25 protein-coding genes are annotated in these 21,841 nt (G+C 72.5%); 19 read left to right on the top strand and 6 right to left on the bottom strand.

Annotation, left to right across the window (positions count from 1 at the left end):
* Positions 1 to 3 precede the first annotated feature (3 nt).
* The 3 genes from leuD (at position 4) to OG764_RS11590 (ending at position 1,777) form a co-directional block, all read left to right on the top strand.
* Entirely contained in the window at positions 4 to 597 is a 594-nt protein-coding gene (gene leuD / locus OG764_RS11600) for a 3-isopropylmalate dehydratase small subunit (RefSeq protein ID WP_328968344.1), read from the top strand.
* Between the two features lie 137 nt (positions 598 to 734).
* Positions 735 to 962 carry a hypothetical protein gene (locus OG764_RS11595; RefSeq protein WP_328968343.1) on the top strand — a complete coding sequence of 76 codons (228 nt, stop codon included), beginning with the start codon at positions 735 to 737 and terminating at the stop codon, positions 960 to 962.
* 143 nt (positions 963 to 1,105) lie between these two features.
* Positions 1,106 to 1,777, top strand: coding sequence for an HU family DNA-binding protein (locus OG764_RS11590; RefSeq protein WP_328968342.1), 672 nt, complete (start codon positions 1,106 to 1,108; stop codon positions 1,775 to 1,777).
* 115 nt (positions 1,778 to 1,892) lie between these two features.
* On the opposite strand, the gene OG764_RS11585 is transcribed toward OG764_RS11590, so the two are convergent.
* Both OG764_RS11585 and cofC read right to left on the bottom strand, forming a co-directional pair.
* Positions 1,893 to 2,096, bottom strand: a complete 204-nt coding sequence (locus OG764_RS11585) for a hypothetical protein (protein WP_328968341.1) — start codon at positions 2,094 to 2,096, stop codon at positions 1,893 to 1,895.
* A 9-nt stretch (positions 2,097 to 2,105) separates the two neighbouring features.
* Positions 2,106 to 2,798: a 2-phospho-L-lactate guanylyltransferase gene (cofC, locus tag OG764_RS11580; protein ID WP_328968340.1), complete on the bottom strand. Its 693-nt coding sequence runs from the start codon at positions 2,796 to 2,798 to the stop codon at positions 2,106 to 2,108.
* A 143-nt stretch (positions 2,799 to 2,941) separates the two neighbouring features.
* Here cofC and OG764_RS11575 point away from each other — a divergent pair, with 143 nt between their 5' ends.
* Genes OG764_RS11575 through OG764_RS11565 form a run of 3 tightly spaced genes read left to right on the top strand, consistent with a single transcriptional unit; the run spans position 2,942 to position 5,898 of the window.
* Positions 2,942 to 3,694, top strand: a complete 753-nt coding sequence (locus tag OG764_RS11575; protein ID WP_328968339.1) for a lysophospholipid acyltransferase family protein — start codon at positions 2,942 to 2,944, stop codon at positions 3,692 to 3,694.
* Positions 3,691 to 4,701 (top strand): NAD(P)H-dependent glycerol-3-phosphate dehydrogenase, encoded by a 1,011-nt coding sequence (locus OG764_RS11570; protein ID WP_328968338.1) that lies wholly within the window; start codon positions 3,691 to 3,693, stop codon positions 4,699 to 4,701. The genes OG764_RS11575 and OG764_RS11570 overlap by 4 nt, the downstream gene beginning before the upstream one ends.
* Positions 4,702 to 4,740: 39 nt before the next feature.
* Positions 4,741 to 5,898, top strand: a complete 1,158-nt coding sequence (locus tag OG764_RS11565; protein WP_328968337.1) for a D-alanine--D-alanine ligase family protein — start codon at positions 4,741 to 4,743, stop codon at positions 5,896 to 5,898.
* 22 nt (positions 5,899 to 5,920) lie between these two features.
* On the opposite strand, the gene OG764_RS11560 is transcribed toward OG764_RS11565, so the two are convergent.
* Together OG764_RS11560 and OG764_RS11555 are read right to left on the bottom strand one after the other, a co-directional pair.
* On the bottom strand, positions 5,921 to 6,409 hold the full coding sequence (locus OG764_RS11560) for a DUF3515 domain-containing protein (RefSeq protein ID WP_328968336.1): 489 nt from the start codon (positions 6,407 to 6,409) through the stop codon (positions 5,921 to 5,923).
* A 20-nt stretch (positions 6,410 to 6,429) separates the two neighbouring features.
* Positions 6,430 to 6,663, bottom strand: a complete 234-nt coding sequence (locus tag OG764_RS11555; RefSeq protein WP_226737462.1) for an Lrp/AsnC family transcriptional regulator — start codon at positions 6,661 to 6,663, stop codon at positions 6,430 to 6,432.
* Positions 6,664 to 6,920: 257 nt separating this feature from the next.
* Between OG764_RS11555 and OG764_RS11550 the strand changes: the two genes are divergently transcribed.
* Together OG764_RS11550 and thiD are read left to right on the top strand one after the other, a co-directional pair.
* Positions 6,921 to 7,898: a thiamine-phosphate kinase gene (locus tag OG764_RS11550; RefSeq protein WP_328968335.1), complete on the top strand. Its 978-nt coding sequence runs from the start codon at positions 6,921 to 6,923 to the stop codon at positions 7,896 to 7,898.
* Positions 7,895 to 8,707 (top strand): bifunctional hydroxymethylpyrimidine kinase/phosphomethylpyrimidine kinase, encoded by an 813-nt coding sequence (gene thiD / locus OG764_RS11545; RefSeq protein ID WP_328968334.1) that lies wholly within the window; start codon positions 7,895 to 7,897, stop codon positions 8,705 to 8,707. The genes OG764_RS11550 and thiD overlap by 4 nt, the downstream gene beginning before the upstream one ends.
* Before the next feature lie 174 nt (positions 8,708 to 8,881).
* On the opposite strand, the gene rpmB is transcribed toward thiD, so the two are convergent.
* Positions 8,882 to 9,067 carry a 50S ribosomal protein L28 gene (gene rpmB, locus OG764_RS11540; protein ID WP_016642993.1) on the bottom strand — a complete coding sequence of 62 codons (186 nt, stop codon included), beginning with the start codon at positions 9,065 to 9,067 and terminating at the stop codon, positions 8,882 to 8,884.
* Between the two features lie 243 nt (positions 9,068 to 9,310).
* Here rpmB and OG764_RS11535 point away from each other — a divergent pair, with 243 nt between their 5' ends.
* From OG764_RS11535 to mutM, 11 genes are all read left to right on the top strand, one after another.
* The gene (locus tag OG764_RS11535) at positions 9,311 to 11,014 is read left to right on the top strand and encodes a DAK2 domain-containing protein (RefSeq protein ID WP_328972956.1); all 1,704 of its coding nucleotides are present in this window, start codon (positions 9,311 to 9,313) and stop codon (positions 11,012 to 11,014) included.
* 26 nt (positions 11,015 to 11,040) lie between these two features.
* Entirely contained in the window at positions 11,041 to 13,233 is a 2,193-nt protein-coding gene (gene recG / locus OG764_RS11530) for an ATP-dependent DNA helicase RecG (RefSeq protein ID WP_328968333.1), read from the top strand.
* A 53-nt stretch (positions 13,234 to 13,286) separates the two neighbouring features.
* Positions 13,287 to 13,868, top strand: coding sequence for a 16S rRNA (guanine(966)-N(2))-methyltransferase RsmD (rsmD, locus tag OG764_RS11525; RefSeq protein ID WP_328968332.1), 582 nt, complete (start codon positions 13,287 to 13,289; stop codon positions 13,866 to 13,868).
* 26 nt (positions 13,869 to 13,894) lie between these two features.
* Positions 13,895 to 14,374, top strand: a complete 480-nt coding sequence (coaD, locus tag OG764_RS11520) for a pantetheine-phosphate adenylyltransferase (RefSeq protein WP_328968331.1) — start codon at positions 13,895 to 13,897, stop codon at positions 14,372 to 14,374.
* 92 nt (positions 14,375 to 14,466) lie between these two features.
* The gene (locus OG764_RS11515) at positions 14,467 to 15,537 is read left to right on the top strand and encodes a DivIVA domain-containing protein (protein WP_328968330.1); all 1,071 of its coding nucleotides are present in this window, start codon (positions 14,467 to 14,469) and stop codon (positions 15,535 to 15,537) included.
* 66 nt (positions 15,538 to 15,603) lie between these two features.
* A complete protein-coding gene (locus OG764_RS11510) occupies positions 15,604 to 16,329 on the top strand; it encodes a YceD family protein (protein WP_328968329.1) in 726 nt (241 codons plus the stop codon).
* A 2-nt stretch (positions 16,330 to 16,331) separates the two neighbouring features.
* Positions 16,332 to 16,505: a 50S ribosomal protein L32 gene (rpmF, locus tag OG764_RS11505; protein WP_053675094.1), complete on the top strand. Its 174-nt coding sequence runs from the start codon at positions 16,332 to 16,334 to the stop codon at positions 16,503 to 16,505.
* 19 nt (positions 16,506 to 16,524) lie between these two features.
* A complete protein-coding gene (gene rnc / locus OG764_RS11500; RefSeq protein ID WP_328968328.1) occupies positions 16,525 to 17,355 on the top strand; it encodes a ribonuclease III in 831 nt (276 codons plus the stop codon).
* 93 nt (positions 17,356 to 17,448) lie between these two features.
* A complete protein-coding gene (locus OG764_RS11495; protein ID WP_328968327.1) occupies positions 17,449 to 17,886 on the top strand; it encodes a hypothetical protein in 438 nt (145 codons plus the stop codon).
* A 12-nt stretch (positions 17,887 to 17,898) separates the two neighbouring features.
* The gene (locus tag OG764_RS11490) at positions 17,899 to 20,457 is read left to right on the top strand and encodes a tetratricopeptide repeat protein (protein WP_328968326.1); all 2,559 of its coding nucleotides are present in this window, start codon (positions 17,899 to 17,901) and stop codon (positions 20,455 to 20,457) included.
* Positions 20,458 to 20,495: 38 nt separating this feature from the next.
* Entirely contained in the window at positions 20,496 to 21,365 is an 870-nt protein-coding gene (mutM, locus tag OG764_RS11485; protein ID WP_328968325.1) for a bifunctional DNA-formamidopyrimidine glycosylase/DNA-(apurinic or apyrimidinic site) lyase, read from the top strand.
* On the opposite strand, the gene OG764_RS11480 is transcribed toward mutM, so the two are convergent.
* Positions 21,338 to 21,733, bottom strand: coding sequence for a winged helix-turn-helix transcriptional regulator (locus tag OG764_RS11480; RefSeq protein WP_328968324.1), 396 nt, complete (start codon positions 21,731 to 21,733; stop codon positions 21,338 to 21,340). The genes mutM and OG764_RS11480 overlap by 28 nt on opposite strands.
* Positions 21,734 to 21,841: the final 108 nt, after the last annotated feature.

The raw sequence follows: 21,841 nt of genomic DNA, 5'->3' as shown, positions 1-21,841 counted from the left end.
ACCATGGAAGCCTTCACCGCCCACACCGGCCGTGCCGTACCGCTGCGCCGCAGCAACGTCGACACCGACCAGATCATCCCGGCCCACTGGCTGAAGAAGATCACCCGCGACGGGTTCGAGGACGGTCTCTTCGAGGCCTGGCGCAAGGACCCGGAGTTCATCACGAACCGTCCGGAGCGCGCCGGGGCGACCGTCCTGGTCGCCGGCCCCGACTTCGGCACCGGCTCCTCGCGCGAGCACGCCGTCTGGGCCCTCCAGAACTTCGGCTTCAAAGCGGTCATCTCGTCCCGCTACGCCGACATCTTCCGCGGCAACTCGCTGAAGAACGGGCTGCTGACCGTCGTTCTGCCGCAGGAGACCGTCGACGCGCTGTGGGAGCTGACCGAGGCGGACCCCACCGCCGAAATCACCGTCGACCTGGTCGCGCGCCAGGTCCGCGCCGCGGGAATCGAGGCGGAGTTCGAACTCGACGACAATGCCCGCTGGCGACTGCTGGAGGGGCTGGACGACATCTCGCTCACCCTTCAGAACGAAGCGGACATTGCCACGTACGAAAGCACGCGGCCGGCCTTCAAGCCGCGCACGATTCGGGCCTGATTCCTGCCTGATCAGCGCTTATTCGCCAGTCGGCGAACGCTGAACGAACACTGTGCCCCCTGCCGTCCGGCAGGGGGCACAGTCGTATGTTGAGGCCCCGTGAGGCGACAACTCGCCCCAGATGGCACAATCTGTGCATGGAACGCGACAGTCAACTCGAGCTCTACGAGCTCGTCGCGGACCGGCTGAAAGAAGCACACACAAGGGTGCGCACACTGCAAGTCCCGGAGGGCGTAAGGATGGCGCTGACCCGGAAGCTGTTGGTCGTCACGGCCGCGGCGAAGCACGATCTCGCCGATGCGGCAAGGCGCCTGGACAGGTTGATGAAGGACCTCGACGAGGGTCGATTCCCTGAAGGCGACTGATGCGAAGGAACTCCGCAACGGTCCACATCGTTGCGGCACTAGGGTGATTAGCCCGTTTCGTGTTTGATTTGCGGTATATATCCGCCTAACGTGCGAAAAAGCTTGAACACATTCGTTCTGGCAATGTCTCCGAAGGGGAAGACGTGAACAAGGCGCAGCTCGTAGAAGCGATTGCCGACAAGCTCGGTGGCCGTCAGCAGGCCGCGGACGCTGTCGACGCGGTGCTCGACGCGATGGTCCGCGCGGTCGTCGCGGGCGACCGAGTCTCGGTCACGGGCTTCGGCTCGTTCGAGAAGGTCGACCGCCCGGCCCGATACGCCCGTAACCCGCAGACGGGTGAGCGCGTCCGGGTCAAGAAGACCTCCGTGCCCCGATTCCGCGCGGGCCAGGGCTTCAAGGACCTGGTCGCCGGCACCAAGAAGCTGCCCAAGGGCGGCGAGGTCTCGGTCAAGAAGGCCCCCAAGGGCAGCCTGACCGGCGGCGCTTCCGCGACCGTGAAGAAGGCCGCGGCGAAGAAGGCCACCACCGCCAAGAAGGCGGCGGCCACCAAGACCGCGGCGGCGAAGAAGACCACCGCCACGGCGAAGAAGACGGCCGTCAAGAAGACCACCACGGCCGCCGCGAAGAAGACCACCGCCACCGCGAAGAAGGCGGCCCCGGCCAAGACCGCGGCGAAGAAGGCCACCACGGCCAAGAAGGCGACCCCGGCCAAGACCGCGCCCGCCAAGAAGGCCGTCGCGAAGAAGGCGCCGGCCAAGAAGACGACGACGGTGCGCAAGGCCACCGCCAAGAAGACCACCGCCCGCAAGAAGTAACGGCGGCGGCAGCCCCTTCACGCGCCGGGCCGGTGTCCCCACCAGGGGATACCGGCCCGCGGCCGGTCTGCTGCCGGCCGTGCAGCGCGAGGAAGGGGCGGGGGAGGGGCGGAGGTCAGAGGGTCTGCAGCGTGATCAGGGTGATGCGGAGGTCCGGCAGGTCCCCCTCGGTCTCGATCCGCACCCGCTGCCCCGGGCGGAGCAGCCGCAGGCCGCCCGCGTCGAACGCCGGGGCGGCGAAGGGCACCGGAGTGCCGTCGTCCAGCAGCACACTGCCGCTGCGGGTCTGTGAGTCGTACGTGTACGCGGTCGCCTGCATGCGGGGATTTTATCGGCGCCGGGCCCCGGCCAGTGCCGCGTAGCGGGCCGAACTGTGCCGGCCCAGGCCCAGCAGGGCCGCGGCCCTCAGGTCCTCGCCGGTGTCGACGTCCCGGCGGACGCTCGCCACGCCCGGCAGCCGGATTTCCACGGCGCCCGAGGCCGAATGGCGGGCCCGGGACGGCCCTCCGAACGCGGGAGCCAATTCCACTCCCGGAGCCGCGGAAAGCAGGGTCGTTCCGATTCCTGCCGCATCCGCCAGAAATGCCCGGGGAAATGCCCCTGCGGTATCGAGCACGCGTTGCAATTCCGTGGGGCGCAGTGCCGGCAGATCCGCGTTCAGCGCGGCCACCGCGGCCCCGGGCATTCCGGTGCGGGCCGCCCGCGCGCCGTGTGCCAGCGCCGCGTTGAGACCGGCGCCCGGCAGGTCGGGGACGATCCGCGCGCCCAGCGCGGACAGTTCCGACGCGGCCGTCCCGTCGTCCGTGACGACCACCACATTCCGTACGGCCGCGCAGGCCAGCGCACCTGCGACGGTGTCCAGGGCGAAGGCCAGCGCCAGCGCGCGGCGGGCTTCGCCCACCGAGGGCGCGAGGCGGCTCTTGGCCAGGGCGAGCGGCTTGAGCGGGACCACCAGGGTCCAGGCGGTGTTCGTGACGACCCCCCGTCCTCGAAAGCGTGCAGGCGTGCGAGTGGGCCCCATTGTCACCCCCCGCCGCCCCGCCCGGGGTACGGTCGCCCGACCGGGGCGTACGGTGTTCTCGACAGAGACCGGACCTGGGGCGACACTGGTCCGGCCCGGCCAGGTGCCCAAGACCCGCACCGGTCCTAGAGGAAGGTGTCCGAGTGTCCCGCCGCAGAATCGGCTTCTGGTACCGCCTGGCGGCGGTCATCGCAAAACCGCCGCTGGTAGTGCTCTTCAAGCGGGACTGGCGGGGAATGGAACACATTCCGGCCGAGGGCGGATTTATCACCGCGGTCAATCACAACTCGTATCTGGACCCGCTCTCGTACGCGCACTTCCAGTACAACACCGGCCGGGTTCCCCGATTGCTCGCGAAGGCGGCCCTCTTCAAGGTGCCGTTCGTCGGGTCGATCCTCCGCGGATCCGGCCAGATCCCCGTCTACCGCGAGAGCACCAACGCCCTGGACGCATTCCGGGCCGCGGTCGACGCCATTGAGCGCGGGGAATGCGTCGCCTTTTACCCCGAGGGAACCCTCACCCGGGACCCCGACATGTGGCCGATGGCCGGCAAGACCGGCGCCGCCCGCGTGGCATTGATCACCAAGGCGCCCGTCATTCCCGTGGCGCAGTGGGGCGCGAACCTCGCGATGCCGCCGTACGCCAAGACGGACAAGGTGCGGCTGTTCCCGCGCAAGACCCTCCAGGTGCTCGCCGGACCGCCCGTGGACCTCTCGGAGTTCTACGACCGCGAACCCACCCCCGAGGTGCTCAAGGAAGCGACCGAGGTCATCATGGCGGCCATCACGCGGCTGCTGGAGGACCTGCGCGACGAGCCCGCCCCCGAGGAACCGTACGACCACCGCAAAGCCAGGGCGGAACAGCGGCGCAAAGCCGCAGGAGAGGGCAAGAAGTGACACGTCCCGTCAAGGCGGCCGTCTTCGGAACCGGCTCCTGGGGCACCGCCTTCGGCATGGTGCTCGCCGACGCCGGCTGCGAGGTGACCCTGTGGGGCCGCCGCCAGGAACTCGCCGACGCCGTCAACACCACCCGCACCAACCCGGACTACCTCCCCGGCACCGTGCTCCCGGAGAACCTCCGCGCCACCACCGACCCGGCCGAGGCCGCCCGCGACGCCGACTTCACCGTCCTCGCCGTGCCCTCCCAGACCCTGCGCGGCAACCTCGCCGCCTGGGCCCCGCTGCTGGCCCCCGACACCGTGCTCGTCTCCCTGATGAAGGGCATCGAACTCGGCAGCGCCAAGCGCATGAGCGAGGTCGTCGAAGAGGTGGCCAAGGTGCCCGCCGAGCGCGTCGCCGTCGTCACCGGCCCCAACCTGGCCCGCGAGATCGCCGCCCGGCAGCCCGCCGCCTCGGTGGTGGCCTGCGTGGACGAGAGCGTGGCCCGGCGCCTCCAGGCCGCCTGCCACACCCCGTACTTCCGCCCGTACACCAACACCGACGTGGTGGGCTGCGAGCTGGGCGGCGCCGTCAAGAACGTCATCGGCCTCGCCGTCGGCATCGCCGACGGCATGGGGCTGGGCGACAACACCAAGGGCTCCCTGATCACCCGCGGCCTCGCCGAAACGACGCGGCTGGGACTGGCGATGGGCGCCGACCCGCTCACCTTCTCCGGTCTCGCCGGCCTCGGCGACCTGGTCGCCACCTGCTCCTCGCCGCTCTCCCGCAACCACACCTTCGGCACCAACCTCGGCCGCGGCATGACCCTCGAGGAGACCATCGCGGTCACCAAGCAGACCGCGGAGGGCGTCAAGTCCTGCCAGTCGGTGGCCGATCTCGCCCGCCGCCACGGAGTGGACATGCCGATCACTGACACCGTGGTCGACATCGTCCACCACGGGAAGCCGCCGCTCGTCGCGCTCAAGGAACTCATGGCGCGCAGCGCCAAACCGGAACGCCGCTGACTCCTTTCCGGACGCCCGAGCGGGTACTCTCGTGGCGATATGAGCAGCGAGAACCTCCCCCAGACCCCTGAGCAGCAGGGCCGCAAGCCCCGCGTGGCCGTCGTGTTCGGCGGACGCAGCTCCGAACACGCCATCTCGGTCGTCACGGCGGGCGCCGTGCTGCGCTCCATCGACCGTTCGAAGTACGAGGTGCTGCCCATCGGCATCACCCGCGACGGCCGGTGGGTGCTGACCGCCGACGCCCCCGAGCGGATGGCCATCGCCGACCGCCGGCTCCCGGACGTCGGGGAGCTCGCCGAGTCCGAAGACGGCGGCGTCGTGCTCTCCGTCGACCCCGCCCACCGCGAGGTCGTCTACACCGAGCCCGGAGCAGTCCCCAAGGCGCTCGGCGAAGTCGACGTCGTCTTCCCGATGCTGCACGGCCCGTACGGCGAGGACGGCACCCTCCAGGGGCTGCTGGAGCTGTCGGGCGTCCCGTACGTCGGCTCGGGCGTCCTCGCCTCGGCCGTCGGCCAGGACAAGGAGTACATGAAGCGGGTCTTCACCAGCTTCGGCCTCCCCGTCGGCCCGTACGTGACCGTCCGCCCCCGCGAGTGGGAGCTGGACGCGGACGCCGCCCGCAAGAAGATCGTCGACTTCGCCGGCGAGCACGGCTGGCCGCTCTTCGTGAAGCCCGCCCGCGCCGGCTCCTCGATCGGCATCACCAAGGTCGACGACCTCTCCGGCCTCGACGAGGCCATCGCCGAGGCGCAGCGCCACGACCCGAAGATCCTCGTCGAGTCGCTGCTGCGCGGCCGCGAGATCGAGTGCGGGGTCCTGGAGTTCGAGGACGGCCCGCGCGCCAGCGTGCCCGCCGAGATCCCGCCGGTCTCCAGCCACGACTTCTACGACTTCGAGGCCAAGTACATCGACTCGGCGTCCGGGATCGTGCCCGCGCCGCTCACCCCGGAGCAGACGGCCGAGGTGCAGCGCCTCGCGGTCGAGGCCTTCGACGCCGCCTCGTGCGAGGGACTGGTCCGCGCGGACTTCTTCCTCACCGAGGACGGCAGCTTCGTGATCAACGAGATCAACACGATGCCGGGCTTCACGCCGATCTCCATGTACCCGCGGATGTGGCAGGAGTCGGGCGTCTCGTACGCGGAGCTGGTGGACCGCCTGATCCAGGCGGCGATGAACCGCTCCACGGGCCTGCGCTAGCCGGTACCCCGGTCGGTCCCGTTCACAGGGTGGACGGGACCGACTTCTTTACGGGGGCGGTGAAATCGGTCAGCGCGCCCACGGCGCCGTCGCCCTCGACCCGCGCGGCCACCGTGACCTCGACGTACGCCTTGCGGTACGTGGTGGTGAAGCGGCTCGCGCCGTCCGGCAGACGCTGCACGAGCCAGCCGACCCCGTCGACGTCCACGCCGTCGGACTTCGGATCGTCCATCTCCGGGGGTCGGGGAACCGCGCAGCGCAGTACGATCGCTGCGCCGCCCCACGCGGCGGTCAGCTCGGACGCCGGCTCGGGATCGAGACGGTCCTCGCCGGCCACCTCCGCCGGAAGCTCCCTGTGCAGTGCCGCACACAGCTGTGCGAGGTCCGCGGGCGGGGCAGGCGGAGGATCCACCTGCGCGCGCGCGTCACCTGAGGAGCAGCCCGCGAGGGCCAGCAGCGCAGCGGCGGCCAGGGCGGGCAGACGGAAGGGCCGGCGGCGGATTGACGTCACCGGCCAAGACTAGACGGGGGCTACAGATGGACGACGGGGCAGGTCAGGGTGCGGGTGATCCCCTCCACTTGCTGGACCTTGGCCACGACCATGCGGCCCAGGTCGTCGACGGTGTCGGCCTGCGCCCGGACGATCACGTCGTAGGGGCCCGTCACGTCCTCCGCCTGAATCACCCCCGGGATCTTGGCGATGGACTCGGCGACGAGCGACGCCTTGCCCACCTCGGTCTGGATGAGGATGTACGCCTGTACCACGGAACCTCCAGGGCGGCCACGAGGATGATCTCCCCTAACCTTCGGGTGGGGGCGGCACCGCCCCTGACACGGCGGGGCTGCCCCAGGGAAGAAGGGACGCCACGGTACCGCGTCACCGCGTGCCGCGGGGAGACCCCCGGACCCGGTGCCGCGCTCGGCGGGGCGTACGGAGAACAGAAGTTGACGTATCTGTTGACGGTACCTACAGCAGTGACGGCTCGCGACCGCAAGCCCACTGGGCCAGAAGGAGCACAGCGATGAAGGGCACCGTGGGTGAGCTGGGGGAGTTCGGGCTCATCCGAGAGCTGACCTCCCGGCTCACCACCACCCCGGCGGTACGACTGGGACCCGGCGACGACGCCGCGGTCGTGTCGGCACCCGACCGGCGGGTCGTGGCGAGCACGGACATCCTGCTCGAAGGCAGGCACTTCCGACGCGACTGGTCCACGGCCTACGACGTGGGCCGCAAGGCCGCCGCCCAGAACCTGGCCGACATCGCCGCCATGGGCGCCGTGCCCACCGCCCTGCTGCTCGGCCTGGTGGTGCCGGCCGACCTGCCGGTGACCTGGCCCACCGAGCTGATGGACGGCCTGCGCGACGAATGCCAGGTGGCCGGCGCGGCCGTGGTCGGCGGCGACGTCGTGCGCGGCGACACCATCACCGTCGCCATCACCGCCCTCGGCGACCTGCGCAACCACGAGCCGGTCACCCGGGCCGGCGCCCAGCCGGGCGACGTGGTGGCCGTCACCGGATGGCTGGGCTGGTCCGCCGCCGGCTTCGCGATCCTCTCGCGCGGCTTCCGCTCGCCGCGGGCCTTCGTCGAGGCGCACCGCCGCCCCGAGCCGCCGTACCACGCGGGCCCCGCGGCCGCCGGGCTCGGCGCCACCGCCATGACCGACGTGAGCGACGGCCTGGTCGCCGACCTCGGGCACATCGCCGAGGCCAGCAAGGTCCGCATCGACCTGCGCTCGGCCGCCATCGACATCCCCACGCAGATGAACGACATCGGCCAGGCCGTGGGCGTGGACCCGCTCCAGTGGGTGCTGACCGGGGGAGAGGACCACGCGATCGTGGCGACCTTCCCGCCGGACGTGAAACTGCCCGCCCGCTGGAAGGTCATCGGCGAGGTGCTGCACCCCTCCGCACAGCCCCAGGTGACCGTCGACGGCGCGCCCTGGACCAGCACCGGCGGCTGGGACCACTTCGGCGGCGAGATCGAGGACGGCTCGCCGTGACCGGCCGGCCCGCACGCTGCCTGACCGTCGCCGGATCCGACTCCGGCGGCGGCGCGGGCATCCAGGCCGACCTCAAGACCATGCTGGCCCTCGGCGTGCACGGGATGAGCGTGATCACCGCCGTGACCGCGCAGAACTCGCTCGGGGTCCACGGGGTGTGGGAACTGCCGCCGGAGGCCGTCACGGCCCAGTACCGGGCCGTCGTGGACGACATCGGAGTGCAGGCCGTCAAGACCGGCATGCTCTCCTCGGCGGCGCTGGTGGAGACGGTGGCGGAACTCCTGGCCGGCACCGGCGCCCCGGCGGTCGTCGACCCCGTCGGCGTGTCCAAGCACGGCGACGCCCTGCTGGCAGCCTCCGCGCTGGACGCCGTACGCACCCTGCTGCTGCCCGCGGCCACCGTCGCCACGCCCAACCTCGACGAAGTGGCGCAACTCACCGGCATCCGGGCCACGACCGAGGACGGGATGCGGCGGGCCGCCGACGCGGTCCTCGGCTTCGGGCCGCGCTGGGCGCTGATCAAGGGCGGCCACCTGCCCGCCGGCACGGAGGCCGTGGACCTGCTCACCGACGGCGACGCGGAGTACTGGCTGCGCGCGCCCCGGCGCGACAACCGGCACACCCACGGCACCGGCTGCACGCTCGCGAGCGCCGTCGCCGCCGGCCTGGCCCAGGGCCTGGACGTGCCGGCCGCGGTCGCCGCGGCCAAGGACTACGTGACGGGCGCGATCACCGCGGGCTTCGTGCTCGGCGGGGGCATCGGCCCGGTCGACCACGCCTGGCGGCTGCGCGGGCCCCGGGAGGACTGAACCGCCGGGCCGGGCGGCGCGGACCGCCCGGCCCCTAGCCTCCCCGCCCGCCGCGTGCCTCCCCGCTCCGTTGCCCGGACCCGGAAAACCGTCCGGACAAGGCAAAAAGCCGGTCCACCAGAGGTGGACCGGCTTTCAAGGCAACCGGAAAGGGCTGCGCTACGACGTGAAGCGTCAGCGCGAGACCTTGCCGGCCTTGATGCACGAGGTGCAGGCGTTGAGGCGCTTCGGCGTCCCACTGACCACGGCACGGACGCGCTGGATGTTCGGGTTCCAGCGACGCGGCGTACGGCGGTGCGAGTGCGAGATGTTGTTGCCGAAGCCCGGCCCCTTGCCGCAAACGTCGCAGTTGGCAGCCACAGGTCACTCCAAAGACTTCAGATGCACTTACAGTGAAATCCGGCGCACCGGAATCAGAGATCTGAAGTGGTTTGCCGGGGGATGGCCCGATTCGCATCGGGCAACCGGAGCAGCATACAACGTCTGCTCCCGTCCAAGAAAACTACCACGGCTCCCGCGGCCCCGGTCCCCGGAGGCCGCCTGACCCCCGTCCCCCTTCGTTACCCTGCGGTGCAGACCCGCCCGCTCAAGGAGGAACGACAGGTGCCGCACGTGCCGCACACCCTCGACGCCGATGCGGTGCGCACCTGGAGCTCGCTGGCCGTGACCGCGCTGGGCCGGGCCCGCGCGGACATCGACGCCATCAACGTCTACCCGGTGGCCGACGGCGACACCGGGACCAACCTCCTGATGACCGCCGAATCCGGCGCCCGGGCCGTGGCCGCCGCCTTCACCGCGCCCGGCGACGGCGCCGCCGCCCCCTCCCTCGCCGAGTCGGCCCGGGCCTACGCGTACGGCGCACTCATAGGCGCCCGCGGGAACTCCGGCACGATCCTCGCGCAGCTGCTGCGGGGCATGGCCGAGGTGCTGGACGGGCCCCCCGGCCGGCCCGGCGAGCAGCTGGCGCGGGCCCTGGGACGGGCCGCCGGGTCCGCGTACGAGGCGGTGGCCCACCCCGTCGAGGGCACCATGCTCACCGTCGCCGCCGCGGCCGCCCGGGCCGCGGCCACCGCCGCCGGGTCCGCGACGGAAGCCGCGGCCGGTACGCCGACCGAGGGCGGGTCCGAGACGGCCGCCGGGGCCGCGCCCGCCGACGTGGCCCGGGCCGCCTACGACGCGGCCCGCACGGCCCTGGACCTGACCACCGGCCAGCTCGACGTCCTCGGCCGCGCCGGGGTCGTCGACGCGGGCGGCTGCGGACTCGTCGCCGTACTCGGCGCGCTCTGGCAGGCCCTGTCCGGACAGGAGCCCGCACCGGAACCGGCCCCCGCCCACCCCGCCCCGGTCACCGGCGAGCAGCCCGCCGCGGCCGCCGGCCCGTGCGCCGACGAGGGCCGCGGCGGCCCCGCGTACGAGGTGGTCTACCTGCTGGAGGCCGACGATCCGGCCGTCGCGGGGCTGCGCGCCCGGCTCGACGCGCTCGGCGACTCCCTCGTGGTGGTCGGCGGCGACCGCCTGTGGAACGTCCACGTGCACGTCGACGACCCCGGCGCGGCCGTCGAGGCCGGCGTGGAGGCGGGCCGGCCGCACCGGATCCGCATCACCCACTTCGGCGACGAACGGCTGCGGACCCGCGGCGAGCGGGTGCAGCGCGCGGTCGTCGCCGTCGTGCCCGGCGAAGGCCTGGCCGGACTGTGCGGAGAAGCCGGCGCCACCACCGTGCTGGCACGCCCCGGCGAGCCGCCCACCCCCGCCGACCTGCTCGACGCCGTGCACCGGGCGCACGCCCGCGAGGTGGTGCTGCTGCCCAACGACGCCGAACTGCGCACGATCGCGGCCGGCGCCGCCGAACAGGCCCGCGCCGAGGGCGTACGGGTCGCGCTCATCCCCACCCGCTCCGCGGTCCAGGGCCTGGCAGCGCTCGCCGTGCACGACCCGGACGGCAGCTTCGACGAGGACGTCGTCGCCATGACGGCGGCGGCCGGCGCCACCCGCTACGGCGAACTCGCCGTGGCGGAAGCCCGGTCGTTCACCTCGGCCGGCATCTGCCAGGCCGGCGACGTCCTCGGCCTGATCGACGGGGACATCGCCGTGATCGGCGCCGAACTCGCCGGCACCGCCGAGGCGGTGCTCGCCCGGATGCTCGGCTCCGGCGGCGAACTCGTCACCCTGGTCCTCGGCCCCGAGGTGCCCGACGCGCTCGCCGACCGCCTCCAGGCCTACGTACGCGAGCGGCACCTGGCCGTGGACACCGTCACCTACCGCGGCGGCCGGTACTCGGCGCCGCTGCTCATCGGGGTGGAATAGCGGGCTTGTCGGCGCCATGGTGTGGAATGGAACACGTGCCCGCGCTCGACGAAGACCTCAAGAAGACGCTCGGACCCGCCACCGCCAAGGTGCTGGCCGAGCAGCTCGGCCTGCACACGGCCCTGGACCTGCTCCACCACTACCCGCGGCGGTACGCCGAGCGCGGTGAGCTGACCTCGCTGGCCGAGCTCGCCGACCAGATCGACGAGCACGTGACCGTCGTCGCGCAGGTCGCCGACGCCCGGATCCTCACCTTCAACGGGGGCCGGGGCAAGCGGCTGGAGGTGACGATCACCGACGGCAGCGGCCGGCTCCAGCTGGTCTTCTTCGGCGCGGGCGTCCACAAGCCCCACAAAGACCTGCTGCCCGGCAGCCGCGCGATGTTCGCGGGCAAGGTCTCCCGCTTCAACCACAAGCTCCAACTCGCGCACCCCGCGTACGAGCCCCTCGGCGCGGACGCCTCCGACCGGGACGCCGCCACCGCCTTCGCCAACCAGCTCATCCCGATCTACCCGGCCTGCGCCAAGCTGGAGTCCTGGAAGATCGCCAAATGCGTGGACGCGGTGCTGCCCGGCGCCCGGGAGGCCGTGGACCCGCTGCCGCCCGCCCTGCGCGAGGGCCGCGGGCTGGTACCGCTCACCGAGGCTCTGCTGAAGATCCACCGGCCGGCTGCCAAGGCCGACATCGAGGACGCTCGCCAACGTCTGAAGTGGGACGAGGCCTTCGTCCTCCAGGTCGCCCTGGCCCGCCGCCGCCACGCCGACTCCCAGCTCCCGGCCGTCCCCCGCCGCCCCGCTCCCGGCGGCCTCCTCGACTCCTTCGACGCCACACTGCCCTTCACCCTCACCGAGGGCCAGCAGACCGTCTCGAAGGAGATCTTCGACGACCTCGCGACCAGCCACCCCATGCACCGCCTCCTCCAGGGCGAGGTCGGCTCGGGCAAGACGATGGTGGCGCTGCGGGCGATGCTCGCCGTCGTGGACTCCGGCGGGCAGGCGGCGATGCTCGCCCCCACCGAGGTCCTCGCCCAGCAGCACCACCGCTCGATCACCGAGATGATGGGGGAGCTCGCCGAAGGCGGCATGCTCGGCGGCTCCGACCAGGGCACCAAGGTGGTGCTCCTCACCGGGTCGATGGGGATGCCCGCGCGCCGGCAGGCCCTGCTCGACCTGGTCACCGGCGAGGCCGGGATCGTCATCGGCACGCACGCGCTGATCGAGGACAAGGTGCAGTTCCACGACCTCGGGCTGGTGGTCGTGGACGAACAGCACCGCTTCGGCGTCGAGCAGCGCGACGCGCTCAGGTCCAAGGGCAAGCAGCCCCCGCACCTGCTCGTGATGACCGCCACCCCGATCCCGCGCACGGTCGCCATGACCGTCTTCGGCGACCTGGAGACCTCCGTACTCGACCAGCTGCCGGCCGGCCGCTCGCCCATCGCCACCCACGTCGTACCCGCCAAGGACAAGCCGCACTTCCTGACGCGCGCCTGGGAGCGGGTCCGCGAGGAGGTCGAGAAGGGCCACCAGGCGTACGTGGTGTGCCCGCGCATCGGCGACGGCGAGGACGACCCGAAGAAGAAGGCCGCCGCGGACGACGGCGACAAGCGCCCCCCGCTCGCCGTCCTGGAGACCGCCGAGCAGCTCGCCAAGGGCCCGCTGGCCGGGCTGGCCGTCGAGGTGCTGCACGGGAGGATGGACCCCGCCGACAAGGACGACGTCATGCGCCGGTTCACCGCCGGCCAGGTCCAGGTGCTCGTCGCGACCACCGTCATCGAGGTCGGGGTGAACGTCCCCAACGCCACCGCCATGGTGATCATGGACGCGGACCGCTTCGGCGTCTCCCAGCTCCACCAGCTGCGCGGCCGCGTCGGCCGCGGCTCCGCCGCCGGGCTCTGCCTGCTGGTCAGCGAGATGCCGGAGGCCAGCCCCGCCCGTGCCCGGCTCGCCGCCGTCGCCGCCACCCTCGACGGCTTCGAACTCTCCCGCATCGACCTGGAACAGCGCCGCGAGGGCGACGTGCTGGGCCAGGCCCAGTCCGGCGTGCGGTCCTCGCTGCGGATGCTCGCCGTCATCGAGGACGAGGAGGTCATCGCCCAGGCCCGCGAGGAAGCCACCCGGGTCGTCGCCGCCGACCCCGAGCTGGCCGCCCTGCCCGGGCTGCGCACCGCTCTGGACGCGCTCCTGGACACCGAGCGGGAGCAGTACCTGGAGAAGGGCTGACCCGGACGACCTATCGTGGAGTTCCCCGTACCCGCTGGACAAAGGAATCCCTGATGACCCGCGTGATCGCCGGTGTGGCCGGCGGCCGCCGGCTGGCCGTACCGCCCGGCACCGGCACCCGCCCCACCTCGGACCGGGCGCGCGAGGGCCTGTTCTCCACCTGGGAGTCGCTCCACGGAGTCGAAGGGTCCCGCGTACTCGACCTGTACGGCGGCTCCGGAGCCGTGGGGCTGGAGGCGCTCTCCCGCGGCGCCTCCCACGCCCTGCTGGTCGAGGCCGATCCGAAGGCCGCCAAGGCCATCCGGGACAACATCCGCAGCCTCGGCCTGCCCGGCGCCGAATTCCGCGCCGGCCGCGCCGAGCAGATCGTGACCGGCCCGGCGCCCGCCGAGCCCTACGACATCGTCTTCCTCGACCCGCCGTACGCCGTCACCGACGATGATCTCCGCGAGATCCTGCTCACACTCCGCGCCCAGGGCTGGCTCACGGCCGACGCGCTCGCCACCGTGGAGCGCAGCACGCGAGGCGGAACGTTCCCGTGGCCCGACGGCTTCGAGCCGCTGCGCTCCCGACGCTACGGCGAAGGCACCCTCTGGTACGGCCGCGCCGCCTCGAGCAGCCAGAGTGCATCATGACCGGATCCGAGAACCAGGGAGTTCGCGTGCGCCGCGCCGTCTGTCCGGGGTCGTTCGACCCCATCACCAACGGGCACCTCGACATCATCGGACGAGCATCGAAGCTGTACGACGTCGTGCACGTGGCCGTGATGATCAACTCCTCCAAGAAGGGGCTGTTCACCGTCGACGAGCGGATCGAGCTGATCCGCGAGGTCACCGCCGACTACGGCAACGTCGAGGTCGAGTCCTTCCACGGCCTCCTCGTCGACTACTGCAAGCAGCGCGAGATCCCGGCCATCGTCAAGGGGCTGCGCGCGGTCAGCGACTTCGACTACGAACTCCAGATGGCCCAGATGAACAACGGCCTCACCGGAGTCGAGACGCTCTTCGTCCCGACCAACCCCACCTACAGCTTCCTGTCCTCCACGCTGGTCAAGGAGGTCGCGGCCTGGGGCGGCGACGTCGCGCACCTGCTGCCGCCGACCGTCCACCGCGCGCTCGTCGAACGCCTGGCCGCGCGCTGACGTTCCTCCGGCGGGCAGCGGGCGGCCGCCCGCTGCCCGTACAGTCGTCCCGTCCGTCTCAGGAACAGCCGAGGCCGAGAGAGCGAGCACAGGTGGACGTGCAGAAGAAGCTCGACGAGATCGTCGAGACGATCGGCAGCGCCCGGTCCATGCCCATGTCGGCCTCGTGCGTGGTCAACCGCGCCGAACTGCTCGCCCTGCTCGACGAGGTGCGCCAGGCCCTGCCCGGCTCGCTCGCCCAGGCCCGGCAGCTCATCGGCGGCCGCGACCAGATGGTCGAGGAGGCCCGCCAGGAGGCGGAGCGGATCATCGAGACCGCACACCTCCAGCGCGGCTCCCTGATCTCGGACACCGAAGTCGCCCGGCGCTCCCAGGCGGAGGCGGACCGGATCCTCGACGAGGCCCGCCGCCAGGCCGAGGAGATCCGCGCCGAGGCCGACGACTACGTCGACAGCAAGCTCGCGAACTTCGAGGTCGTCCTCACCAAGACCATCGGCTCGGTGGGCCGCGGCCGCGACAAGCTCCTCGGCCACGCCCCCGGCCTCGCCGAGGAGGGCTACGCCAACGCGGACGAGTACATCGCCGCGAAGATCGGCGCCTTCGAAGCCGTGCTCGGCAAGACCCTGGAGGCCGTCGGACGCGGCCGCCAGAAGCTCGTCGGCCGGGTGCCCACCGACGACCTCGGCGCGCACATGGCCGCCCAGGACGCCGCCGGCGACTCGCGCGCGGCCACCAGCGACGCGGACTTCTTCACCGGCCTCGCCGAGCCGGTCGCGGCCATCCCCTCCCAGGACCGGAGCGAGCCGGCCTACCCCGGCGGCGGCAACGGCTACCCGGGTGCCGGCTCCACCGGAGCGTCCTACGCCGAGCCCGAGCCCTATGCGGCCGCCGCCTCGTACGGACAGCCCGTGCAGGAGGCCGCGTACGGCTACCAGGACCCCTACGGGTACCCGCAGGAGCCGCAGCAGCAGCCCGATCCGTACGGCTACCAGCAGCAGCCGGACCCGTACGCGGCCTACCCGCAGCAGCCGCAGCACGAACCGCAGCCCCCGCAGTACGCCCCGCAGGCGGGCGCGGCGGCCGGGACGCTCGACGAAACCAGCTTCTTCGACACGAGCATGATCAACCTGGACCAGGTCCGGGCGTACGAGCAGGGGCGATAGCGCCGGACCGGTCCCGGATTGGGCCCAGAGCGAAGCGCCGGGTATCCTGGCTCTTCGGTCGCGCGTATGCACCGCGATCACTGCTGTCCGCAGGTGCCCCGGATCCGGGGCCGCCCGGCAGCAACCCAGCGAATTCCGAAAGCAGGAACAGCCCTGAACCGCCAGCTCGACCACCGCAACCCTCTCGTGTTCGACACACGGGATCTGGGTCGGCGTCCTGGTGCGCTGCACAAGGTCTCCCGCACGGTCCCCGCTCCGGCGGACCTCGGACTCGCCGGTGTCATCGCAGTGCCGGAAGGCGCTCCGGTGCAGATTGGCCTCCGCCTGGAGTCGGTCATGGAAGGGGTGCTTGTCACAGGCATCTCCCGTGCATCGGCGGTGGGGGAGTGCGTAAGGTGTCTGGAGCCGCTTGAGCTGGAGCTCAACGCGCGCTTCCAGGAACTGTTCTCGTACCCTGACGCCGATGGCCGGGGCCGCCCTGTGGCGGAACCGGGCGACGACGCCGAGGACGACGAGGACAGGTACTTCATCGAGGACGACTTGTTCGACCTCGAACCCCTGCTGCGGGACGCGGTGGTGCTTACACTGCCGTCGCAGCCGGTGTGCCGGGAGGACTGTCTCGGTCTGTGCTCCGAATGCGGAGCCAGCCTGAACGAGGACCCGGACCACCACCACGACGCCGTCGACATCCGTTGGGCGGCACTGCAAGGACTCGTCGCGACCGATCAGGCCGACGAGAAGGACGATATGGGCGGCGCCGAAGCGGGCGTCGACGAGAAGCAGGAGAAGTAGCCGTGGCTGTTCCGAAGCGGAAGATGTCGCGCAGCAACACGCGCCACCGCCGGTCGCAGTGGAAGGCTGCGGTCCCCAACCTGGTTTCGTGTGAGCGTTGCCAGGAGCCGAAGCTCCAGCACATCGCGTGCCCGAGCTGCGGCACCTACAACAAGCGCCAGGTCCTCGAGGTCTGAGCGGCTGGTGAGAGGCGCAATGTCTGAGCTTGCCGGCGATAAGAAGCAGGCAGACAGTAACAATGCGGCCTCGTCCCACACGCTTCTGGAAGGGCGGCTCGGGTACCAACTCGAGTCCGCCCTTCTGGTGCGTGCACTGACCCACCGCTCGTACGCGTACGAGAACGGCGGTCTGCCCACCAACGAGCGCCTGGAGTTCCTCGGGGACTCCGTGCTCGGCCTGGTGGTCACGGACACGCTGTACACGACCCACCCCGACCTGCCCGAAGGCCAGCTGGCCAAGTTGCGGGCCGCGGTGGTCAATTCGCGTGCACTGGCGGAGGTCGGGCGTGGCCTCGAACTCGGCTCCTTCATCCGGCTCGGCCGGGGCGAAGAGGGCACGGGTGGCCGGGACAAGGCCTCCATCCTGGCCGACACCCTTGAAGCGGTGATCGGCGCCGTCTATCTCGACCAGGGCCTCGACGCGGCCTCGGAGCTGGTGCACCGGCTCTTCGACCCGCTGATCGAGAAGTCCTCCAACCTCGGTGCCGGACTGGACTGGAAGACCAGCCTCCAGGAACTCACCGCGGCCGAAGGCCTCGGCGTGCCCGAATACCTGGTCACCGAGACCGGGCCGGACCACGAAAAGACCTTCACTGCTGCCGCCCGCGTCGGTGGTGTCTCGTACGGCACCGGCACTGGCCGCAGCAAGAAGGAAGCGGAACAGCAGGCGGCGGAGTCCGCGTGGCGTGCGATTCGCGCCGCCGCGGACGAGCGGATCGCGGCGCAGGCCGCGGCCGCCTCCGGCGCCGCAACCGAGGAGACCGACGGCGGGGCGCCGACGCCCGCCGCCGACACCTCCTCGGCCTGACCCGGTTTCCTTCACCCGGGACTGCCTGGGGACGGCCCCGTCGCACCATCGTGCGGCGGGGCCGTCCGCGTTTCATCGGAAGGGGAGCAGGACATGTCCGAGGACGTCGTGCAACTGGTCGACACGATCACGCCCTACCTGGCCGCCGCGGCCGCCGCGTACGGCGGGGCCGTGCTGGTCCGCGCGCAGGAGGAGGCCGCCACGGCCACCGTGGGCCTGGGCCGCCGCCTAGCCCAGCGGATCTTCGGGGTGCGGGACGGGCACGGGGACCTCCCCGACGTGCTGGCCGACCTCGCCGAGGACCCGCGGGACCCCGACAGCCTGGGCGCCATGCGCCGCGCACTGCGCCGGTCCCTGCTCGCCGACCCCGCGCTCGCCGAAGAGCTCCGCGCCCTGCCCGCCCTGGCCCCCGCCCCGGTCCGGGCCGGCGACGGCGCGCAGATCGTGCTGCACAGCGTGGTGGCCGGCGACAACATCCAGATCGGGTCGGTCGGCGGGGACCTGCACCTGTCGCGCGAGCCGCGCGCCTGACCGGGGGCGGGCATGGCCGAGTACTCCGGGGGCCGGATCACGCACTCCGCCGTCGGCGGTGACAGCTACCAGATCGGCCGGGTGGACGGCGACCTCGTCCTCGGCGGCCCGTCCGCGGACCCGGCGCGGCGGGCACCGCTCCCCGCGGACTTCTGGACCGCGCCCGGCCCCGGCGGACCCGCGCACCGGCGGCTCGGCCTGGTCCGGGTGCGGGACGCGGACCCCGTACGGCTCGGCGTGCACCGGCCCATCAGGGTGCCCGGCCACACCGGCCCGGCCATGCCCCCGTACGTGCCCCGCGACCTCGACGCCGGGGAGCCGGGCGGGCTGCGCGCCCTCGTACGGGCCGGGCACGGCTTCGTCCTGCTGGTCGGCGGCTCCTGCGCGGGCAAGACCCGGTCGCTGTACGAGGCGGTGGCCGCGGAGCTGCCCGACTGGTGGCTCGCGCACCCCGCGGACCGGGCCCAGCTGACCGCACTGACCGCCGTCGCCGCCGACGGGCCGCCGCCCCGGCACCTGGTGATCTGGCTCGACGAACTCCAGCACCACGTCGGCGGGCCCGACGGACTGACCGCCGGGGCGGTGCGGACCCTGCTGGCACCGGGCTGCCGGGTGCTGCTGGTCGCCACGCTCTGGCCGCACCACCACGGGGCCTGGACCACGCCGCCCACCGCGCCCCGCCCCACCGGGCACGACGGCGCCGCGGGCCAGGCCGCCGAGCCGGCGGGCGGGGACCGCTTCGCCCGCGAGCGGGACCTGCTCAAGCTCGCCGAAGTGATCACAGTGGGGCCGGCTTTCAGCGTGGCCGAGCGGACCCGGGCGGAGCAGGCCGCCGGAGGGGACCCGCGGCTGCGGATCGCCCTCGACTCCGCGGACTTCGGCCTCACCCAGGTGATCGCGGCGGCCCCGCAGCTGGTGCACCGCTGGGAGGCCGCCGACCCGTACGCCCGAGCCGTGCTCGGCGCCGCCGTCGACGCGGCCGTGCTGGGCGCCCGCGGCGCGGTGCCGGCCGCTCTGCTGCGGGCCGCGGCGCCCGGCTACTGCGGCCCGGCGGAGCGCGGGGCGGCCCGCCCCGACTGGTTCGAGCAGGCACTCGGCTACGCCACCCGGCCGCAGCTGGGCGCCACCGCCCCGCTGATACCGGTCACCGAAGGCGCCCGGATGGGCGAGCCGGACGGCTACCGGGTCGCCGACTACCTGGTCCAGCACACCGGGCGCGAGCCGCGCCCCGTACCGCCGCAGGCCTTCTGGGAGGCGTGCGCCGCGCACCTGACCGACCTCGCGGACCTGCGGGCGCTCGGCTCCGCCGCGGTGGCCCGCCAGCGACTGTCGGCCGGTCTGCCGCTGTTGCGCCGGGCCGCCGACGGCGGCAGCGCGTGGGCGGCGCGCGAGGCGGCCGAACTGTACCGGCGGACGGGCGACACCGAGGGCTACCGCGTGATGGAGCGGCGACTGGCCGCGGACACCGGGAAGGACGCCCGGATCAACGAACTCCTCCTGGCCGGCTGGGACTTCGAGCAGATCTTCGACCTGGCGGAAGCCGGCAACGACTACGCCCGGTGGCACCTCATCGAATACGGCAACCCGCAGCTCGCCCTGGCCGTACTGGTCGAGGACCTGGACCCCGACGACCTGTACGCCTGGAGCCGGATCGCGCAGCTGCTCCAGGACGAGGACGAGGACGAACGAGCCCTGCCCATCCTGGAGATGCTCCTGGAACGCAGCCACGACGAGGACGACGACACGGTGGTGATGTCCCTGTGCGAGCTCCTCAAGCGCACCGGCCGCATCGACCGGCTGTACGAACTCGTCGACGAGGGATGGTTCTGCGCCGTCTGCAACCTCGCCGAACTCCTCGACGAACAGGGCCGGACCAAGGAAGCGGTCGGCCTCCTGCGGGAGTTCGCCGGTCAGGGCAGCCCGGACACCGACTGGATGCTGGCCCACCTGCTCGCCAAACGCGGCAAGGGCAAGGAACTCCGGGCGCGGGCCGCGGCCGGCGACCCGCACGCCGCGTCGGAGGCGGCGAAGCTGCTCGTCGGGCGGGGCCGCGCCGACGAGGCCATCGAGCTGCTGGCCGCTCAGGCCGGCACGGCTCCCTTCGTGGCGCACCAACTCGCCGAGCTGCTGGCCGCACACGGCCGGGAGCCGGAACTGCGGACGAGGGCGGACGCGGGCGACGCACAGGCCGCCGAGGTCCTGGCCCGCCTGATGCTGGACCGCGGCGAGTTCCACGAGGCGATCCGGCTCGACGGCCAAGGGGGCCGGCCGTCGCTCGCGCACGAGGTCGTGGCCGCCCTGGAGGCCGCCGGCGAGGTGGACCGGGCGATCGGCTACCTCACCGAGCGGACCCGGGCCGCCGCCGGGGACCGCTACTGGGGCTCGGCGCTGGCGGACCTGCTCGCACGGCACGGCCGGGCCGACGAGCTGCGGGAGCTGATCGACCGGGGCTCGCAGCCGGCCGCGGACCGGCTGCACACCCTCCTGACCGAACGGGGCCGGGCCGAAGAGGCCGCCGCACTGCGGAGGTACGGCCTGACGGCCGACGGCCGGCCGGAGGCCGGGCGCTAGGCTGACCGTGTCGTTGCCGTGCTGCCACAGGAGACACCGTGCCCGAGCTGCCCGAGGTCGAAGTCGTACGCCGCGGGCTGGAGCGCTGGGTCGCCGGACGGACCGTCGCGTCCGTGGAGGTCCTGCACCCCCGGGCGGTACGCCGGCACCCCGCGGGCGGCGCCGACTTCGCCGCCCGGCTGGCCGGGCGCACGATCGGTGTGCCGCAGCGCCGCGGCAAGTACCTGTGGCTGCCGCTGGACAACCGGGAGCTGTCGGTGCTGGGCCACCTCGGGATGAGCGGCCAGCTGCTGGTGCAGCCGGAGGGCGCCCCCGACGAGAAGCACCTGCGGATCCGGGTGCGCTTCGCCGACGCCCAGGGCACCGAGCTGCGCTTCGTCGACCAGCGGACCTTCGGCGGCCTGTCGCTCCACGAGAGCGCCGCGGGGAGCACGGACGGGCTGCCCGACGTCATCGCGCACATCGCGCGGGACCCGCTGGATCCGGCATTCGACGAGACGGCGTACCACCTGGCGCTGCGCGCCAAGCGCTCCACGGTCAAGCGGGCGCTGCTGGACCAATCGCTGATCAGCGGGGTCGGCAACATCTACGCCGACGAATCGCTGTGGCGCGCCAAGCTGCACTACGAGCGCCCCACGGCCACCCTCACGCGCCCCCGGAGCGCGGAACTCCTCGGGCACGTGCGCGACGTGATGACCGCGGCCCTGGACGTCGGCGGGACCAGCTTCGACAGCCTCTACGTGAACGTGAACGGCGAGTCCGGCTACTTCGACCGGTCGCTGGACGCGTACGGGCGCGAGGACGAGCCGTGCCGCCGCTGCGGTACGCCGATCCGCCGCCGGCCGTGGATGAACCGGTCGAGCTACTTCTGCCCGCGCTGTCAGAGGCCGCCGCGCGCCGCGTCGTAACGCTCCCGTGAGGCCATGACCTCCGGAGTGCCCTCTTCGAGGAAGCGGATCAGCGGGACGAGCCGCTCCGCGACGCCCCGGCCCAGCGGGGTCAGCTCGTAATCGACCCGTGGCGGGTTCGTCGGCTGGGCCTCGCGGTGCACGATGCCGTCGCGTTCGAGCGCCTGCAGGGTCTGGGAGAGCATCTTCTCGCTCACGCCGTCGACCCGTCGGCGCAGCTCGTTGAACCGGCACGCGCCGTCGTACAGCGCGCTGACCGTGAGCGTGCCCCAGCGGCCGGTGACGTGCCCGAGGGTCTCCCGCGAGGGGCAGCTGCGGGCGAAGGCATCGAACGCCAGGTCTTGGGAGGGGGTGGCGGCGCAGTCCATGGGACGAGGGTACTCCGGATGCCCCACGGCGGGTAAGCGCTGAGCGCAGGATTGCGCTTTCTGAAAGTTAGTGCTTTCCTTCTGTCAGTGCCCGGCGACGCCCTGCCG

Source organism: Streptomyces sp. NBC_00239 (genome assembly GCF_036194065.1).
Taxonomy (GTDB): Bacteria; Actinomycetota; Actinomycetes; order Streptomycetales; family Streptomycetaceae; genus Streptomyces.
The sequence above is the reverse complement of the archived record's forward strand: the minus strand, read 5'-3'. Positions and strand labels throughout refer to the sequence as shown.

Bases quoted from the DNA above. Each gene is read 5' to 3' on its own strand.
- leuD (WP_328968344.1), top strand. From the start codon at position 4: ATGGAAGCCTTCACCGCCCACACCGGCCGTGCCGTACCGCTGCGCCGC.
- OG764_RS11595 (WP_328968343.1), top strand. From the start codon at position 735: ATGGAACGCGACAGTCAACTCGAGCTCTACGAGCTCGTCGCGGACCGG.
- OG764_RS11585 (WP_328968341.1), bottom strand. From the start codon at position 2,096: ATGCAGGCGACCGCGTACACGTACGACTCACAGACCCGCAGCGGCAGT.
- cofC (WP_328968340.1), bottom strand. From the start codon at position 2,798: ATGGGGCCCACTCGCACGCCTGCACGCTTTCGAGGACGGGGGGTCGTC.
- OG764_RS11565 (WP_328968337.1), top strand. From the start codon at position 4,741: ATGAGCAGCGAGAACCTCCCCCAGACCCCTGAGCAGCAGGGCCGCAAG.
- OG764_RS11550 (WP_328968335.1), top strand. From the start codon at position 6,921: ATGAAGGGCACCGTGGGTGAGCTGGGGGAGTTCGGGCTCATCCGAGAG.
- recG (WP_328968333.1), top strand. From the start codon at position 11,041: ATGGAACACGTGCCCGCGCTCGACGAAGACCTCAAGAAGACGCTCGGA.
- rsmD (WP_328968332.1), top strand. From the start codon at position 13,287: ATGACCCGCGTGATCGCCGGTGTGGCCGGCGGCCGCCGGCTGGCCGTA.
- OG764_RS11510 (WP_328968329.1), top strand. From the start codon at position 15,604: ATGCACCGCGATCACTGCTGTCCGCAGGTGCCCCGGATCCGGGGCCGC.
- rnc (WP_328968328.1), top strand. From the start codon at position 16,525: ATGTCTGAGCTTGCCGGCGATAAGAAGCAGGCAGACAGTAACAATGCG.
- OG764_RS11495 (WP_328968327.1), top strand. From the start codon at position 17,449: ATGTCCGAGGACGTCGTGCAACTGGTCGACACGATCACGCCCTACCTG.
- OG764_RS11490 (WP_328968326.1), top strand. From the start codon at position 17,899: ATGGCCGAGTACTCCGGGGGCCGGATCACGCACTCCGCCGTCGGCGGT.
- OG764_RS11480 (WP_328968324.1), bottom strand. From the start codon at position 21,733: ATGGACTGCGCCGCCACCCCCTCCCAAGACCTGGCGTTCGATGCCTTC.